Source organism: Nocardia sp. NPDC051750, from assembly GCF_044453135.1.
GTDB lineage: Bacteria > Actinomycetota > Actinomycetes > Mycobacteriales > Mycobacteriaceae > Nocardia.
The window spans coordinates 287,091-303,310 of the sequence record NZ_JBITCK010000008.1 but is presented as its reverse complement, the minus strand read 5'-3'; the positions used below and the strand labels follow the sequence as shown (position 1 = coordinate 303,310).

Here is a 16,220-nt window from a genome sequence, read left to right as displayed (position 1 = left end):
ACTCCTGCGTTCAGCCCGGAATATTCCGCCGGCGAACATTGCGCAGCGGACGGGTATAGGACGGGTCCGCCGGACTGCGCGACGGCACACCGTTGGCATGGATATCGGGGATATCGGCGAACGGAATCGGCATCGTCGGGGCGAGCCCGGACCATTCGATAGCATTGGTACGCAGGGCGATCCGCCACTGGCCGGCACGCCGTTCGAGACGGTCGAGATAGCGACCACCCGCGAGCCAATTGGAATCGTCACGGTTACGTGCCGCGAAGAGATAGTACGTTTCGGTATGGGCGGTATCGCCGTCGATATCGCAGGTGTGATTGAGCAGGTTGTGATGGGTCGCGTACTGTCCCGCCTCGTGCATCGCCGAGGCCCAATCGTAGAGTTCCCCCGGCCCACCGACGAAATCACCGGCCGCGATCTCGGCGTCGGCATGGAATGCCGAAAGGAACAGGGCACGATCGAATCGGTCCATTCCCCGGCTGAATCGGGTCAGGCAATCGATGATGTCCTGTCGGTCCAGGAGTAGGGCGAGCCGGGCCTGCTGGTCGGTGACGATGCTCATGCTGTCCTCGGGATATCGGTGCTGCGTGGGGTTACGAGATCGGCGACCAGATCGGGGCGCCGCGGGTATCGCGCAGCGAGGGGATTTCCCGGCCGTCGATATCGGTGAGGCCGTAGTCGCGACCCAGTTCGGCGGTGATGAAGGTGCCGCCCGAGCGTTGCATGATCGCGGGATCCACCGCGAGAGCGGTAATGATCCGGCCGGGATATTCCGGGGAACACCCGTGCGCCGGAGTGGTGGCGGCCTGACCGGAAAGCCCCGGTATCGCCGCGAGGTTCCGTTCGGCACGTTCGGTCATGGTGAGCCCCTGCCATAGGGATACCGAGGCGACACCGAACGGTTCCAGTTCCACGGCCATATCGCGGGCCATCCGGTCCACCGCGGATTTCGCCGTACCGAAGACGACACCGTAGGTATAGGCGACACCGGTGTAACCGGAAATCGCCACGATGAGACCGGATTTCCGCGACACCATCAGTGGGGCGGCATACCGGGCGGCCACGAAATTCGACCGCACCCCGATATCGACCATTTCCCAGTTCGACAGCGGTTTCTCCCAGAACGGTTCCGGATCGGTCAGATCCTCGGGTAGCGAGAACGCGTTGTTGACCAGAATGTCGAGCCGGCCCTGCTCGGCGCCGACCCGGTCGAACAGGGTGGCCACCTCGGCATCGTTGCCGTGATCCACCGGCACCGGGATACCGGTTCCGCCGCGCCGGTCGCATTCGGCGGCGGTCGCGCCGATCGTGCCGGGCAGCGGATGTGCGCCGTCGGTGACCGTCCGGCCGGTCACATAAACGGTCGCGCCCTCCTCGGCCAGTGCGAGAGCGATCCCTTTGCCGATACCGCGACTCGCGCCGGTGACCACGGCGACCCGGCCGGACAATGCACCCATCATGCCTCGCCGAAGAATTCTTCGCTGTAATCGCCGCGCGCGCGACCGATGAACCGCTGCTCCCGCAACGGCGCACCCATCACCCCCTGCGACCAGTCCACCGAAACCCCCTGGTCCTGCACCCAGTCGTACAGCATGATCCGCTGCGCGATCCGCCATCGGCCGTCGCGGCATTCGAACCGGTCCAGATAGCGGCCACCGAGTACCGAATCGCGGTGCTCGTCACCGGTATCGAGCCGGTGATAGGCGATCACCTGTGTTTCGGTGAGGGCGATCTCGCCACGCACGTCGGTCGAGGTCTGGCCCAGGAGATGCTGGGTCGACACCACTGCCGGAGATCCGGGAATCACCCAGTTCAGGTACTGGTCGAACGTGCCGTCGAAGATTCCGAAATCCACGGTGGCATCGGACCAGAACGCATCCTTCACCAAAGTCGCATCGCGGCGGTCCTCGCCCCGCGCGAGCCGGACGATACAGTCACGGATTCGCGCATGGGCCAGGATCGTCCGGACTTCGTCGGAGACGGTGTCCACGTCGCGGTCCTACGCCTCGGCGGCTTCGGGGGCATAGCCGAGGATGCCCTTGACCTCGAGGTATTCCTCGAACCCGGCTTCACCCCATTCGCGTCCGTTACCGCTCTTCTTGTAACCACCGAAGGGTGCGCCGAAGTCGAAACCGCCGTTGATACCGACCGACCCGGCACGAAGACGCCGGGCAACGGCCCGAGCCCGGTCCAGATCGCGGCCAGCAACATAGCCGGACAGTCCGTACTCGGTGTCGTTGGCGATGGCGACGGCGTCGTCGACGGTGTCGTAGCCGATGATCACCAGAACGGGTCCGAAGATTTCTTCCCGTGCGATGGTCATATCGTTGGTGACATCCACGAACACCGTGGGTTTGACGAAGTACCCCTTCTCGAGTCCGTCGGGCCGACCGGGACCGCCGGCGACGAGAGTGGCGCCCTCGTCGATCCCCTTCTGGATGAGAGCCTGGATCCGCTCGAATTGCGACCCCGCGACCACCGGACCGACCGCCACCTCGCCGGTGGGGTCACCGACAGTGATGCCCTCGGTCGCGGCCTTCGCCGCGGCCGCGGCCTCCTGCATACGAGCCGAGGGAACGAGCATGCGCGCCGGCGCGCTGCAGGTCTGGCCCGAATTGCCCATCATATCGGCAACACCCTGGCCGACATTGGTGGCGAAATCCTCGTCGTCGAGAATGATGTTGGGGCCCTTACCGCCGAGTTCCTGGGTGACCCGCTTGACCGTGACGGCGGCATTCCGGGCAATATCGATACCCGCCCGCGTGGAGCCGGTGAACGACACCATATCGACCTCGGGGTGCGAGGACAGCGGAACACCGACGCTGGGACCGTCGCCCTGCACAAGGTTGAACACGCCGGCCGGGACACCCGCGGCGGCCAGTACCTCGGCGAAGATCTGACCGGTGAACGGCGATCGCTCCGACGGTTTGAGCACCATGGTGCAGCCGGTGGCCAGCGCGGGGAAAACCTTCACCGCGATCTGGTTCATCGGCCAGTTCCACGGGGTGATCAACCCGCAGACCCCGATAGGCTCTTTGACGAAAAGGGTGGCGCCGCGCTGCTCCTCGAACCGGTAGTTCTGCAACACCTCGATCGCGGTCTGCAGGTGTCCCGCCGCAAGATCGACCTGGAACCCGCCGGCCAGTCCGGCCGGCGCGCCCATCTCCTCGGTGAGCGCCGCGGCCAGATCACCGGTGCGCTTCTGGTACTCCGCACCGATGGCGCGGAACAGGTCCAGCCGTTCGGCGACCGTGCTCTCCGCCCAGGCGGGGAACGCGATACGCGCCGCGCCGACGGCGGCGTCCACATCGGCGGCCGACCCGAGGGCGACCTTCCCGCAGACCTCTTCGGTCGCCGGGTTGATCACCTCGAAGGTCCGATCGGATGCGGCGTCGACCCATCGGCCGTCGATATAGAACTTCAGGTATTCGCGCATTTACTGCATCCCTTCCGCGTACCAGGTGCGGAACTCGTCGTAGCTCGGCATTTCCTCGGAATTGGCCTTCGGATCCACCGCTACGTGGATGACGCCGGGCTTACCGCTGGCGAAGGCACGTTTGATGGCGGGCGCGATCTCCGCGTCGGTGTCGACGTATTCGCCGTAGCAGCCGAAGCCTTCGGCCACCTTGTCGAGGCGGGTCTCTTTACTCCAGTGCACCGCGGTTTCCCGGGAGCCCTGGCCGAACGTGCGTTTGTAGACGCCGACTTCGAGACCCCACGCGTAGTCGACGGCGACCACCGTGACGAGCGGCAGATTCAGCCGCGCGGCGGTTTCCAGTTCGGCGATCTGGAACTGGAACGAGGAGTCACCGGTGATCATCAGGACGGGGCGTTTCCGGCCGTCGGCGACGGAGGCGCCCACCGCGTACGGGAGACCGGTGCCCAGGTGCCCGAAGTTCTGGTTCCAGATCACATCGTGCGGTTTGCACTGGGTGTAGGTCCAGCCGAAGATCGTGGTGGCACCGCCGTCGCGGACCAGGATCCCGTCGGCGGGGAAATCCTTGGTGGCTTCCACGATCAGGCGGGCTGGATGTACGGGCGACATTCCGGACGGCGCGGATTCGGCGAGCTCGGCCAGCCGGGTGGCGTCCTGTTCGATCCACCGGGCCAGTTCCGGGGTGGCGGTGCGCGGGGTGTCCTTCAACGCGGCGGAGAGCTGGGGCACGACAGCGCGTAGATCACCGACCAGCGGTACGTCGATGGGACGGTTGACACCGATGGCGGTGGGGTCCTGTTCGATCAGCACCCACTTCCGGATCGCTTCGTTCTCCAGCCAGTGCCGGCCCCGGCCGTAGTGGACCGGCTCGCCGAGTTCGGTGCCGATGGCCAGGCACAGATCCGATTGCACGACGGCCTCCACCGCGGACGGCGAGAAACCGTACGGGAAGGTGCGGTCCTCCAGGCCTTCGATGAAGGAGGTACCGCCCGAAGTCTGCACGACCGGGCAGGCCATGAGATCGGCGAGTTCCTTCACCGAAGCACCGGCACGGGAGGTGTGCACGCCGTGCCCGACCAGCAGCACGGGCTGCTTCGCCTGCCGGATCAACTCGGCGGCCTCGTCGATCTTGTCCTGACCGGCCGTCTGGCCGACCAGCCGGTAGCGGTGCGGCGGCAGCGCCGGTGGAACGTCGAGCTCTTCCTGGATGACATGCGAGGGGTATTCGATGTACACCGGGCCGGGTACACCGGACAGCGCCTTGCGCAGGCCCTCCCGGATGATCTCGTCGGTCTGGTCGGCGTATTCGATACTCGCCGCGTATTTCACCGAGGGTTCCAGCAGGCCGGACTGTTTCACGAACTGGATCCGGCCGCGGCGCACCCGCTGTTCGGTGATCCGCGCGCGCTGCCCGCCCAGGAAGATCACCGGCGAATTCTCCACCTTGGCGCACATCATCGCGCCGGCCATATTCGCCATACCGGGCCCGAGGGTGCCGATGCAGACGGCGGCCTTACCGGTCATCCGGGAAACCGCTTCGGCCATGAACCCGGCCGATTCCTCGTGATGCGGGGAGATCACATTCCAGCCGCGCTCGTCGGCCAGATGGAACAGGTGCACGAAATTCGGATCGGGGATACCGAAAATGGTGTTGATACCCTCGGCCTCGAAGAGGTCCAGAATTCGTTCGTAAACCTTGACCGCCATATTCACTGTCCTCCCATGGCCATTGCGAAGCTCCGGCCGATATGGTCGCTGTGGGCCGACGGGACGACCGGCAGCAGCCACGAATCGTTGGTATCGCGTATTTCGTCGATCTGTTCGCCGACGTCCTCGATCGACCACTGCGGCCGGTAGACGCCGGGGGTTTCCGCGATATAGGCCCGTGCCACCCGGCCCGCCAGCGCGACCAGCATCTCGCCGCTGATCGTGCAGGATTCGTGGGCCAGCCAGCCGACGGCCGGAGCCACCAGCTCGGGTTCCATCGGCGGATATTTCGAGGTGTCCAGCCCGTCGGCCAGGCGGGTCACCGCGGCGGGCACGATCACATTGGATTTCACCCCGTGCTCGGCGCCCTCGAGCGCGATCACATTCGACAATCCGATCACGCCGGCTTTGGCGACGGCGTAATTGGCGACGTTCTCGTTGCCGTACAGCCCGCCGATCGAGGAGGTCAGGACCACCCGGCCGTAGCCGGCCTCGCGCATCACCGGGAACGCGGCGCGGACCACGTGGAAAGCGCCGCGGAGATGCACATCGAGAACGGAATCGAAATCCTCGTAAGTCATTTCCGTCAGCGAGGCGTAGCGCACATTGCCGGCGTTGTGGATGAGGATATCGACGCGACCGTAGGTATCGAGGGCCGTATCGATAATCGCGCGGCCGCCGTCCGGAGTCGCCACGGAATCGGCGCTGGCGACCGCTTCTCCTCCGGCAGCCTGTATTTCGGCAACCACGCCACCGGCGACCCCGGCATCGATGTCGCCGCCGGGGATTCCGCCTCCCACATCATTCACGACAACTTTGGCACCACGTGCACCGAGCAGCAGAGCGTAAGCACGACCGAGCCCACGACCGGCCCCGGTGACGACGGCAACCCGGCCGTCGAACCGCTTCTCCGCACTCATTTGCCGAGCGCCAGACCCTCGAGGCGGCCGGTACCGCGCCATTCCTGCAGCAGATCTTCCAGGGCGTAGAACCCCGGCCAGTAGGGCTCACCGAGATGGGAGCGGATGTTCTGCTCACCCTCGTTGTTGTAGTACCCCGGTGTGCATTCGCGTTGGAAATTGCTGTTGTCGACGGCGGTTTCCTTGATGGTGGCGCACCACCCTTCGACCGCCTCCGGGGTCGGTTCGACGACCGTCGCGTCCCGGTTCAGCGCCTCACCGATGATGTAGGCGGCGTGGGTGGCCTGCTGATCGAACATATCGGTGGTGCTCGCGGTCACCCCGCCCTGGACGAACCCGGTGAAGAAGATATTCGGGAAACCGTTGCTGGTCAGACCGTGTAGCGTCCGGTAACCGTCCGCCCAGTGCTCGTAGAGCGACAGACCGTCACGGCCGGTGAACGGATGGATACCGTAGCGGCGGTCCAGATCGGTGGTGATCTCGAATCCGCTGGCGAAGATGATGCAATCCACCTGGTGTTCCACCCCGTCGGCGACGATGCCGTCGGCGGTGATCCGCTCGACGCCCTTGGTCTTGGATACATCGACCAGGGTGACATTCGGGCGGTTGAACGTCGGAAGGTATTCGTCGTTGAAACACGGCCGCTTGCACAGGAATCGGTAATACGGTTTGAGGGCCGCCGCGGTGGCCGGATCCTCGACGATCTCGTCCACCCGCTGCCTGACCCGCTCCATCGCCCGGTAGTCCTGGATCTCCCGGATCTCCATGAACTTCTCCGGGGTCACCTCGGCCCAGCTGTTCGTTTCGTCCAGATAGGCCTGCACATTCCGGCTGACCTCCGTCCAGCCGTCGCACACCAGATCCGGCTGACCGGGGGCGAATGCCTCGAACGCGGCAGTGTGGAAATTGCGGCGCCGCTCCAGCTGCCAGCCCGGCTGCAGCGATTTCACCCATTCCGGATCGGTGGGGACGTTACCGCGTTCGTTGATATAGGACGGGGTCCGCTGGAAGACATACAGGTGTTCGGCCGACCGGGCGATATGCGGGATGATCTGGATCCCGCTGGCACCGGTGCCGATCACCGCGACCTTCTTGTCCTCCAGACCGGTCAGGCCGCCGCTCATATCACCGCCGGTGTAGGCGTAATCCCAGCGGGCCGAATGGAACGTGTGCCCGGTGAAATCGTTGATACCGGGGATACCGGGCAGCTTCGGCTTGTTGAACGGGCCCTGCGCCATCACGACGAACCGGGCCAGGATCCGGTCATCGCGATTGGTGCCGATCTGCCAGCGCCGCAGCGCCTCGTCCCATTCCAGTGATTTCGTCATCGTCGAGAAGATCGCCTTCTCGTACAACCCGAAATGCTTCCCGATCCGCTGTGCGTGCTCGAAACATTCGTCGCCGCGGGCGTATTTCTGCGTCGGGATGTAGCCGGTTTCCTCGAGCAGCGGCAGGTAGCAGTAGGCGTCGGAATCACATTGGATGCCCGGATACCGGTTCCAGTACCAGGCGCCACCGAAATCGCCCGCCAGTTCGATGATCCGGAAATCCTCGACACCGGCCTGAATGAGCCGCGCACCCGCGGTCAGTCCGGCCCAGCCGCCGCCGAGTACCACCACGTCGACTTCCTCGGTGATGGGTTCGCGCGGGGTCACCGGAGTGTAGGGGTCGCCCTCGAAGAAGTCGGCGAACCCGTCCTCGCTGGAAACGTACTGCTGTTGACCTTCCGAGCGCAGCCGCTTATCGCGTTCGGCCAGGTACTTGGCCCGCAACGCGGCATGGTCGACCTCGGGGGTCTGCGTGGGTGCGCAGTTGTTCATTCGGAGTCCTCGGTGGTGGATCGGGCCGGCGACGCCGGGTCAGGTGAGGTCACGCGGTTCACCGGTGCCCATGTACTTGGCGAGGTTGTGATGCAGGTTGACGACACTGCGCTCGCGATACGGATTCGGTTTCGGGCCGGAGAAGCCCAGGGTCTTCATCCCCTGCTGCACGGCGGCCATATTGTCGAAGTCCTGTGGCAGGACCGTGCGCCAGCCGGGATCGTCCTGCGGCGTGTGGATCCACTCGGTCTCCGGCGCTTCCCCCTCGGGGAACAGTTCGTAGACCGCGGCCTCGAAAATGCATTTGTCCGGGTCGTAGCCGTAGGGTCGCGCGCTGTAGCAGAGCATATTGTTCACCGCCGGCCCGATCTGGAAGTTCGGGAAGATCTGCCACGCGGTGCCGGCCGCCGCGACATCGGCCGGGGTGACGGTCGGCCAGATGACCCCGCGGGCCTCGTCGGCGGCGCGCGCCGAGGCCAGCCAGTGCTGCATGACCTCCGGGGCCGGGGTGCCCTCGGGCAGTTCCTCGGTGAGCCGCCGGGCCGCCTCCACCATGGTCCAGGTGGTGTTGGTGTTGGCGTTCTCCCAGGTGAAGTTCTGCAGTTCGATGGTGGATTTGCGGGCGTCCGGCCCGTGACCCAGGCGGATCTTGCCCTGGGTCTCCTCCTGGCCCTTCGGCGCGTCGTAGCCGATATTGCTGTGTTTGCCCTGCGCCCGCGCCCAGCCCAGGAACATGCCGAAGTTCATGAACTCCGGATGGGTGTAGGGCACGTGGTAGGTCTCCATGAAGGCTTCCAGCGCGACCTTCCAGTTGCAGTCGAACACCAGCCAGCGCCGCCACCGGTACCGCATGTTCTGCAGCTGGAACGGATCGAGCAGGCCCGCGGCCGGTTCGAGGTATTCCAGCAGGGTCTCCGCCGGGTTCGGATCCAGGTTGACGAAGACCCAGCCACCCCAAGTGTCGACGTGCACATCGACCAGCCCGTCGTTGCGTTCGGTGAGCCCACAGGGCCAGTCCTCGCGTTCGGGCACGAAGGTGTTGCGGCCCTCGAGGTCGTAGCGCCAGCCGTGGAAACCACAGACGAACTGCTTCTTCTGTCCCTTGGCGTTACGTTCGCCCGGCGGGGTGTCGACCAGTTTGCGGCCGCGGTGCGCGCACACATTGTGGTACGCGCGGATCGTGTCCGCGGCGGTGCGCACAATGATGATCGAATCGTCGAGGATCTCGTAGGTGAGGTAGTCACCCACGCGGGGGATCTCCTCGACCCGCCCGACCTGCTGCCACACCTTGCGCCACAGCTTGTCGCGTTCGGCTTTCACGTAGTCGGGGCTGAGGTATGCCTCCACGCCGATCGTCATCGGCTCGGACAGCGGTTCGGTGTTCGTGGCGATATCGTCGACGGTCTCGCTCATGGCGTTCTCCCACCCCGGGTCCGGGGACAGTCGGTGTCGGTGCAATACATGTCGGTGGTCAGCGGGTGATGGCGGCGCGGAACCCGTCGTCCTCGAGGAACAGCGAGGTGTTGTCGGCGCCCAGATGAGTCCATTTCAAATTGAGTCCGCCGTCGACCAGGATCGTCTGCCCGGTGATATACGACGACAGCTGCGAGAGCAGGAACAGCACCGCTCCGGCCTGTTCCTCGGGCCGGGCGCGACGTCCCATGGCGATGGCCGTCCGGTCACGTTCGGCGTCCTGGCCCACATAGGTTCGTGAGGAGGGCGTTTCGGTGACACCGGGCGCGATCGCGTTCACCCGGATATCGCTGAGCGCCAGTTCGACCGCCATCGTGCGGGTCGCGGCGACCAGGGCGGCTTTCGCGGTGCCGTACGCGATATGGAACGGCGCGGTGTTCATACCGCTGATCGACGACAACGACACGATCGATCCGGGACGGCCTTGCGATTTGATCTCCGCGGCCACGGCCTGGCTCATGAAGAACATCGATTCGAGGTTCTGCGCGAACAACGCCCGCCAGTCCTCGCGGGTCACCCGGGTCGAGGGCATCCAGGTGGCGGGTGCGGCACCGCCGGCGATATTCACCAGGCCGTAGAGGTCTCCGTCGGCCTGCCGGGCGGCCTCCAGCACGGTGGCGACACCTTCCTCGCTGGCGGCGTCGGCTTGCACCGGAACGACTTTCAGTCCCTCGCCGGCCAGGGGTTCCACATGCTTCGCCAGGTTCTCCGCGCCCCGGCTGACCCCGAGCACGGTCGCGCCGGCCTGCGCGACCAGCCTGGTCACCGCGGTGCCGATACCGCCGCCACCCGCACCGGACACGATCACCACGCGTCCGTCGAGCCCGAAGAATTCACCTGTCATGTTTCATCCGTCCTTCCGGAACGCGAGGACACTGCCCTCGGCATCGGCGGCGATATACAGAGTCCCGTCCGGTCCCGCGGTGATTCCCGCGAACGGCCCCTGCGGACCGGAGAACGGCGGCATACCCAGCAGCGGTTTCGGGGTCACCCCGGGCGGAGCGCCCACCGGCAGATTCCAGGCGAGGACCTCGCGCGCTGTGGTCTCCAGATCGACCGAGACCAGGTTCTTGGCCCCGGAATCGACGATCAGCAGCTGCGCACCGCGGATCAGGATGCCCTGGGGTTTGTCCAGGCCGTCCACCACCGTGTCCACACCCGCGGGGGTCACCGAGACAACCCGGCCCGCACCGGATTCGGCGACGAGACAGGTACCGTCCGCCGTGAACGCGACACCGATCGGCTTGTCCAGCCCGGAGGCCAGCACATCAACCCCGCCGTCGCCGCGCACGCCGAGCACCCGGCCGGTGCCGAATTCGGTGGTGACGATGGTCCCCCCGGGCCCGACCTCGACCCCGTACAGCTGATCCAGGGGCGCCTCGGCGCCGGCCAGGAATTCGCACTCCCCCGCCGCCGGCCGCCACCGCGCGACCTGGCCGCCGGCGGTCGCGACCACGAATTCACCCGGCCCGGTGGCGGTCACACCGCGGGCGAAACCGGGATAGCCGGGGCTGAACAGCATGCCCAGGGTTTCGAGACCGTCGGGACCGACGGCGTAGAAGTAGGTGCCGTCGGCGACGAACAGGGTGCCGTCGGGTCCCACGGTCAGATCCAGCGGCCAGTTCAGGCCACCGGGCAGCGTGGTCCGGGTGGTGCCGTCGGACAGGATCTCGGTGATCTCGCCGGTGAAATTGGAGACGAACAGCCGGCCGTTCACCAGGGTGCAGTTGTCCAGACCCGGGTTGAGCTGTGCCAGGACCGCCTTCTCACCGTTGCGCGGGTTGATCCGCAGCACCTGGCCCGAGGCCACCTGGGTGGAGACGATGAATCCGTCGGCGTCGAACTTCACCGAATCCGGAACGCCGAGGTCGCCGGTCACGCGTTCCGGTTCGCCACCGTCGGGGTGGATGCGCCAGATCTCGTTCAGACCCATCACCGGGTAATACAGCAACCCGTCGGGCCCGACCTCCATGGCGTTGGGCTGTTCGATGTTCTCCAGCAGGATGCGCGGTGTGCTGCCGTCGAGTGGCAGTTCCATGAGCCGCCCGCCGGGCCGGCATTCGTTGACGAACAACCGGCCCTGATACACGGTGATGCCGTTGGCGCTGGGCAGATCCGCGCGCAGCAGCCGGGTGGTGCCGTCGGCATTGCGGGCGCTGACCCGGCCGTCCATCACTTCGGTGGCGTACAGATTGCCGTCCGGATCGAAGGCGCAATCGTCGGGCGCGATGATATCGCCGCCTTTGGCGCTGATGGTTTCGATGGCGCCGGTGTCGATATCGAGGGCGCTGATCTGGCTACCGGTCACCTGGGCGATATAGATCCGCCCGTCCGGCCCGGTCCGCAGACCGTTGGCCCCGAACAGCCGGCTCGGCGGCGTGACCCGCCGCTGACTCCAGCCCGCCGCGACCCCGATCGCCTGACCGCCCTGATAGCGAGCCTCTTGCTGCAACATTCCGACTGACTCCCAACCGACCCGGCCGATAGCGCTGATCCGCCTCGATGTCGAGGACTTGTAAGGAATCTAACGCCCTATCCAGGCAAGCGCAATAAGTATTGCAATCTTTGTAAGGATAGATGTGAGCATACGGTATCCGCATGGGCACGAGCACCTTCGGCACCGCCGCGGTTCCACCCCGGGCCGCCCACCTCGCTGATTGGAGAATACCATTCTCCATTTGGGAAATGAGTAAGTCCGACGAGATCGCGTCATGTTCGGTTTCGCAGGTCAGAGGGCCTGCCGCAACCTTCCGGCACGCCCAGACGGGCAAGCTCGCGACCCACGCTGAATCATCGACGCCACAGACAGCGCCGGCAGGTCGAACATCCCAAATTGCAGTCCCGCGATATCCCTTTCGCGCGGAGCGACCGAGGACACCTCGCCACACCCGCGGAGTTGGCCGATGATGGAGAATGATCGAAACCGAATGAAATACGGCACAGACCTCCGTAACAGCGCAGGTCAGTAAGTGTCCGCCCCGCACACACGGGGAGGACCCGCCCGGCATCGGTACATCTGGTCGATCGGGCCAGCAATTCACGATCTACAGTGGAACCATCTCGGCATGATCGGACGATCGTCGGCGAAGGAGCGCAATGTCCCGGACACTGGCCGATCTGCCGTTCGCCCGCTGGCTGGAGCCGGCCGGTGCCCTGGACGCGGACCGTGAATACGACTGCGCGCTGTTCGACGAGACGGCCCTGACCGAACCCGATCTCCGCACTACCGTGTTCGGCCAGTGCGCCTTCCGGTCGGTGACGGTCGATCGCGGTGTGGCCGGTGGGGCGCGGTTCGCCGATGTCTGGTTGCAGGGTGTCCGGTTCACCGGCACGGAGATGCCGGACAGCGCGTGGATGGACGCGGAGCTGATCGAGGGCGCATGGTCCGGGGTGGAAGCCAGCGGGGCCGAACTGCGCCGAGTGGAGTTCCACAACTGCAAACTCGATTCGGTGAACTTCCGGAACGCGCGGTTCACCAAGGTCCGGTTCGTCGATTGCGTACTGCGCCATGTCGATTTCGGGAGTGCGAAGCTGTCCGAGGTGAGTTTCCCCGGTTCTGAGATAGCGGAACTGACGGTGCGGAACGCGCAACTGAAGAAGGTCGATTTCCGTGCTGCGCACAGTATCGGCATCGCCGACGGAGTGGAGTCGTTGCGCGGTGCGCTCGTGACACCGGCCCAGTTGATGGATCTCGCCCCCACACTCGCCGCCGCGGTCGGGCTGATCGTGCAGCCCTGAGTTCAGCGGGTTCTCGCGCGGGCCGCCGTCCGCGCAAGCTCCTCGTCGGTGAGACCGCTGTCCGGGATCAATACCTGCGACAGGACGGCTCGCACCACCACCTCCGCCGCTCGGCGCGGGGCAGAGGCAAGCACACCATCGACCTCCGCCGGCGATCGGTCCTGGATCTCCTCGTAGTGGCTGTCCGCTCCCGGCCGAGCAATTCGGCGAGCCTTCGAGGGTTCGACCGCTTGCCGCGACACGCTCAGCTCGTTACCGCCTCCAGGACGGCCGTTGTGGCTTCGGCGAGGGCTTGGTTGCTGGGCGCGGCCGTGGGGTAGCCGATCGTCGAGCGACTGAAGATGACCAGGACGACCGAGGTGCCGGTGGGGCTCCACACCACGCCCGCATCGTTCACGGTGCCGAAACCGCCGGCCCCGGTCTTGTCGGCCGCCACCCAGCCGACCGGCAGCCCGGCGCGCATGCGTTCGCGCGAGGTGACGCTCGACCGCATCCATCCGGTGAGCATCCGGCGGTGGCCGGGGGACAGCGCGTTGCCGAGGATCAGCTGGTGAAAGCCGGTGGCCATGGCGGCCGCGGTGCTGGTGTCCCGGGTGTCGCCGGGGAGTCCTTCGTTGAGTTCGGGTTCCCAGCGGTCCAGCCTCGTCTCGGTATCGCCGACCGACCGCGCCAGCGCGGTCACCGCGGGCGGCCCACCGATCCGGCGCAGGATCATATTGGCGGCCGTGTTGTCGCTGCGGACGATGGCGGCTTGAGACAGGTCGTACCAGGTCAGCGTCTCGCCGGCGCGGTAGCTGGTGGTCGGCGACGCCAGCACCAGCTCGTCCCGGAGGATCGGCACGCTCTCGTTCAGGTCCACTTCGCCGCGTTCGGCGAGGCGCAGCAAGGCCGCCACCGCGTAGACCTTGAACGTCGAGCACATCGCGAACGGGTCGTCGGCGTTCCACTCGAAGGGCCGCGCACCCGTCGGGCTGTAGGCGGCGATCCCGAACATGACGTTGTGCCGCTCCTCGAGCTCGATCAGCCTGGTGCTCAGGTCGGCAATGACCGGTGCGCTGTTCGGCGTCGGTGTGGCCGGGCCGGTGTCCGAACCGCAGGCGCCGGCGGCGAACGCGGTTACGGCCAGGACCGCCACGAGCGAACGGCGTCCCACCGGGGCAGGTCGTACGAATCGGTTCGGTTTCACATCGGCAGCACACACGGGCCCCGGACCCGCCGCCAATATCCGACACTCCCGTACATCATTCGCTTTGGATATCATTGCAGGTGAATAGCCATTTCATCGGTCGATTCGGCTGCTGAATCCGCAGCTGGACAGCGCCCGGACGCGCCGCTGGTTCAATATGGCTATGGACCTGATCCGCCACCTCGGCTATTTCGTCGCCATCGCGGACGAGGGCCATTTCGGACGGGCGGCCACCGTCCTGGATATGACGCAACCGCCGCTGTCGCAAGGATTGCGACGGCTGGAGAGCCGGCTCGGGGTCGAACTCGTCCACCGGACCCGGCAGGGCGCCGTGCTCACCGCGGCCGGCCGGCAGCTGCTGCCGCGGGCCAGACTGCTGGTCGACGACGCGGAACGGCTGCTGGCCGAGGCCCAGCGCATCGCCCGGACCCGCGGCACCGTGCACTGGGGCGCGACCACCGCGCTGCCCGACCGGATCCTCACCGCCTGCGTCACCGCCCTGCGCACCGGAAACACGTGCGGCGACGCCGTTTCCACCACCGTGGCCTCGACGGTCGACCTGGTATCGGCGGTGCGGTCGGGGCTGTGCGATGTGGCGGTGATCGAACATCCGGCGCTGGTCGACGGTGTCGAAGCCCGGCCGGTGGTGAAACTACCGCGCTGGATCGTCGTCCCGGCCGAGCATCGCAGCGCGGCCAGCGAACGTCCGGTGTTCCCGATGCTCGCCGACCTCACCTATGCGGCATATCCGCGTGCCGCCAATCCCCCGGCCTCCGATACGGTCCGGGATCTGCTGCGCGAACGCGGACTGGACGCGCCGACCGTCACCATCCACGATGATCGCGCGGTGCTCGCGGCAGTCGCCGCCGGTACGAGTTTCGGTCTCACCACCACCCCGCCGTCGGATATCCCGGGGGTCGCATGGCTGCGAATGGCGCCCCAGTCGGTCGCCCTGCGCTGCCGGGTGATCCACCGGGCGGGCGCCGAGGAACACGCGAATGCCCTGGACAGCGTGCTCTACCGGGAACGGCTGCGATGACCACCGCCGAACGTATTCGTGCGGTGTTCGCCGATGCGGGGTGTACCGGACGGCTGCATGCCCGGCGCTGCGACGGCAACGACGAGGAGGTTTCGCTCGGTGGCGCCGATCGTGTGGTGACCGCGTCGGTGTACAAACTCCCACTGCTGCTGGCGTATTGCCGGGCTGTGGACGCGGGCCGTCTCGATCCGCTCGAGCGGCTCACCCTCGTTCCGGCGGAATGCACTCCCGGGCCCACCGGGATCTCCGCCCTGCACGACCCGGTCACCATGAGCCGACGCGATCTGGCGACCTCGATGATGACCGTTTCCGATAATGCCGCGGCGGATCTGCTGCTGGGTGAGGTCGGGCTCGGCCCGATACACGAGCTTCTGGAATCGCTCGGGCTCACCCGGACCCGGTTGGTGGGTGGAACAGCCGATATTCAGCGCAGCCTGGTGCAGGACACCGATACCCACAGCACCATCGAGGCCTTTGCGGCGCTCGCCGACAACGACGAGGCGTGGACCGTATCGGCCTACGACCCCGCCTATACGAGTGCCACCGCACCGGAAGAGATGACGGCTCTGCTGTCCGCGCTGTGGCGCGGCGAGGTCGTCTCGGCGGAACAAACCGAGTTCGCGCGCTCGATCATGCGCCGCCAGGTGTGGCCGCATCGCATCGCGGCCGGGTTCCCGCACCGCGGGGTGGCGGTCGCCGGGAAAACCGGAACCATCGGCATCATCCGCAACGAGGCCGCCGTGGTCGAATTCCCCGGCGAGTATCCGGTCGCGGTGGCGGTGTTCACCCGCGCCGCCCGCGCCGACCCCGCACTTCCGGCCGTCGATGCCGCCATCGCGGAGGCGGCCCGGATAGCGGTCACCGCCTTGCGCCGTGCTCTGTCGGCCGATTGATGACC

The 16,220-nt window shown here is 66.3% G+C and carries 15 protein-coding genes; 3 read left to right on the top strand and 12 right to left on the bottom strand.

Translation table 11 applies throughout. The annotated features are described in order from the left end of the window. Positions 1-10: 10 nt before the first annotated feature. The 10 genes from ACIA75_RS32460 to ACIA75_RS32415 are packed head-to-tail and all read right to left on the bottom strand — an operon-like array spanning position 11 to position 11,814. On the bottom strand, positions 11-565 hold the full coding sequence (locus ACIA75_RS32460) for a nuclear transport factor 2 family protein (protein WP_397110864.1): 555 nt from the start codon (positions 563-565) through the stop codon (positions 11-13). 31 nt (positions 566-596) lie between these two features. Then, positions 597-1,460, bottom strand: coding sequence for an SDR family NAD(P)-dependent oxidoreductase (locus tag ACIA75_RS32455; protein WP_397111106.1), 864 nt, complete (start codon positions 1,458-1,460; stop codon positions 597-599). Continuing rightward, entirely contained in the window at positions 1,460-1,993 is a 534-nt protein-coding gene (locus ACIA75_RS32450; RefSeq protein WP_397110863.1) for a nuclear transport factor 2 family protein, read from the bottom strand. The genes ACIA75_RS32455 and ACIA75_RS32450 overlap by 1 nt, the downstream gene beginning before the upstream one ends. A 9-nt stretch (positions 1,994-2,002) precedes the next feature. Continuing rightward, the gene (locus ACIA75_RS32445; RefSeq protein WP_397110862.1) at positions 2,003-3,439 is read right to left on the bottom strand and encodes an aldehyde dehydrogenase family protein; all 1,437 of its coding nucleotides are present in this window, start codon (positions 3,437-3,439) and stop codon (positions 2,003-2,005) included. Then, positions 3,440-5,146 (bottom strand): thiamine pyrophosphate-binding protein, encoded by a 1,707-nt coding sequence (locus ACIA75_RS32440; protein WP_397110861.1) that lies wholly within the window; start codon positions 5,144-5,146, stop codon positions 3,440-3,442. It abuts the gene before it with no gap. A 2-nt stretch (positions 5,147-5,148) separates the two neighbouring features. Then, a complete protein-coding gene (locus ACIA75_RS32435; RefSeq protein ID WP_397110860.1) occupies positions 5,149-6,066 on the bottom strand; it encodes an SDR family NAD(P)-dependent oxidoreductase in 918 nt (305 codons plus the stop codon). After that, positions 6,063-7,886: a flavin-containing monooxygenase gene (locus tag ACIA75_RS32430; RefSeq protein ID WP_397110859.1), complete on the bottom strand. Its 1,824-nt coding sequence runs from the start codon at positions 7,884-7,886 to the stop codon at positions 6,063-6,065. Before ACIA75_RS32430 ends, ACIA75_RS32435 begins: the two co-directional genes overlap by 4 nt. 39 nt (positions 7,887-7,925) lie before the next feature. Continuing rightward, on the bottom strand, positions 7,926-9,299 hold the full coding sequence (locus ACIA75_RS32425; protein ID WP_397110858.1) for an SRPBCC family protein: 1,374 nt from the start codon (positions 9,297-9,299) through the stop codon (positions 7,926-7,928). A 58-nt stretch (positions 9,300-9,357) separates the two neighbouring features. Beyond that, the gene (locus ACIA75_RS32420; RefSeq protein ID WP_397110857.1) at positions 9,358-10,203 is read right to left on the bottom strand and encodes an SDR family NAD(P)-dependent oxidoreductase; all 846 of its coding nucleotides are present in this window, start codon (positions 10,201-10,203) and stop codon (positions 9,358-9,360) included. Between the two features lie 3 nt (positions 10,204-10,206). Next, positions 10,207-11,814 (bottom strand): SMP-30/gluconolactonase/LRE family protein, encoded by a 1,608-nt coding sequence (locus ACIA75_RS32415; RefSeq protein WP_397110856.1) that lies wholly within the window; start codon positions 11,812-11,814, stop codon positions 10,207-10,209. Between the two features lie 641 nt (positions 11,815-12,455). Here ACIA75_RS32415 and ACIA75_RS32410 point away from each other — a divergent pair. After that, a complete protein-coding gene (locus tag ACIA75_RS32410) occupies positions 12,456-13,097 on the top strand; it encodes a pentapeptide repeat-containing protein (protein ID WP_397110855.1) in 642 nt (213 codons plus the stop codon). Between the two features lie 2 nt (positions 13,098-13,099). On the opposite strand, the gene ACIA75_RS32405 is transcribed toward ACIA75_RS32410, so the two are convergent. Continuing rightward, positions 13,100-13,339, bottom strand: coding sequence for a hypothetical protein (locus ACIA75_RS32405; RefSeq protein WP_397110854.1), 240 nt, complete (start codon positions 13,337-13,339; stop codon positions 13,100-13,102). 2 nt (positions 13,340-13,341) lie between these two features. Then, complete coding sequence (bla, locus tag ACIA75_RS32400; protein ID WP_397110853.1) at positions 13,342-14,250, bottom strand: class A beta-lactamase; 909 nt, start codon at positions 14,248-14,250, stop codon at positions 13,342-13,344. Between the two features lie 196 nt (positions 14,251-14,446). Here bla and ACIA75_RS32395 point away from each other — a divergent pair, with 196 nt between their 5' ends. Together ACIA75_RS32395 and ACIA75_RS32390 are read left to right on the top strand one after the other, a co-directional pair. Beyond that, positions 14,447-15,322, top strand: a complete 876-nt coding sequence (locus ACIA75_RS32395) for a LysR family transcriptional regulator (protein WP_397110852.1) — start codon at positions 14,447-14,449, stop codon at positions 15,320-15,322. Continuing rightward, positions 15,319-16,215 carry a serine hydrolase gene (locus tag ACIA75_RS32390; protein WP_397110851.1) on the top strand — a complete coding sequence of 299 codons (897 nt, stop codon included), beginning with the start codon at positions 15,319-15,321 and terminating at the stop codon, positions 16,213-16,215. The genes ACIA75_RS32395 and ACIA75_RS32390 overlap by 4 nt, the downstream gene beginning before the upstream one ends. The last annotated feature ends 5 nt before the right edge of the window (positions 16,216-16,220 follow it).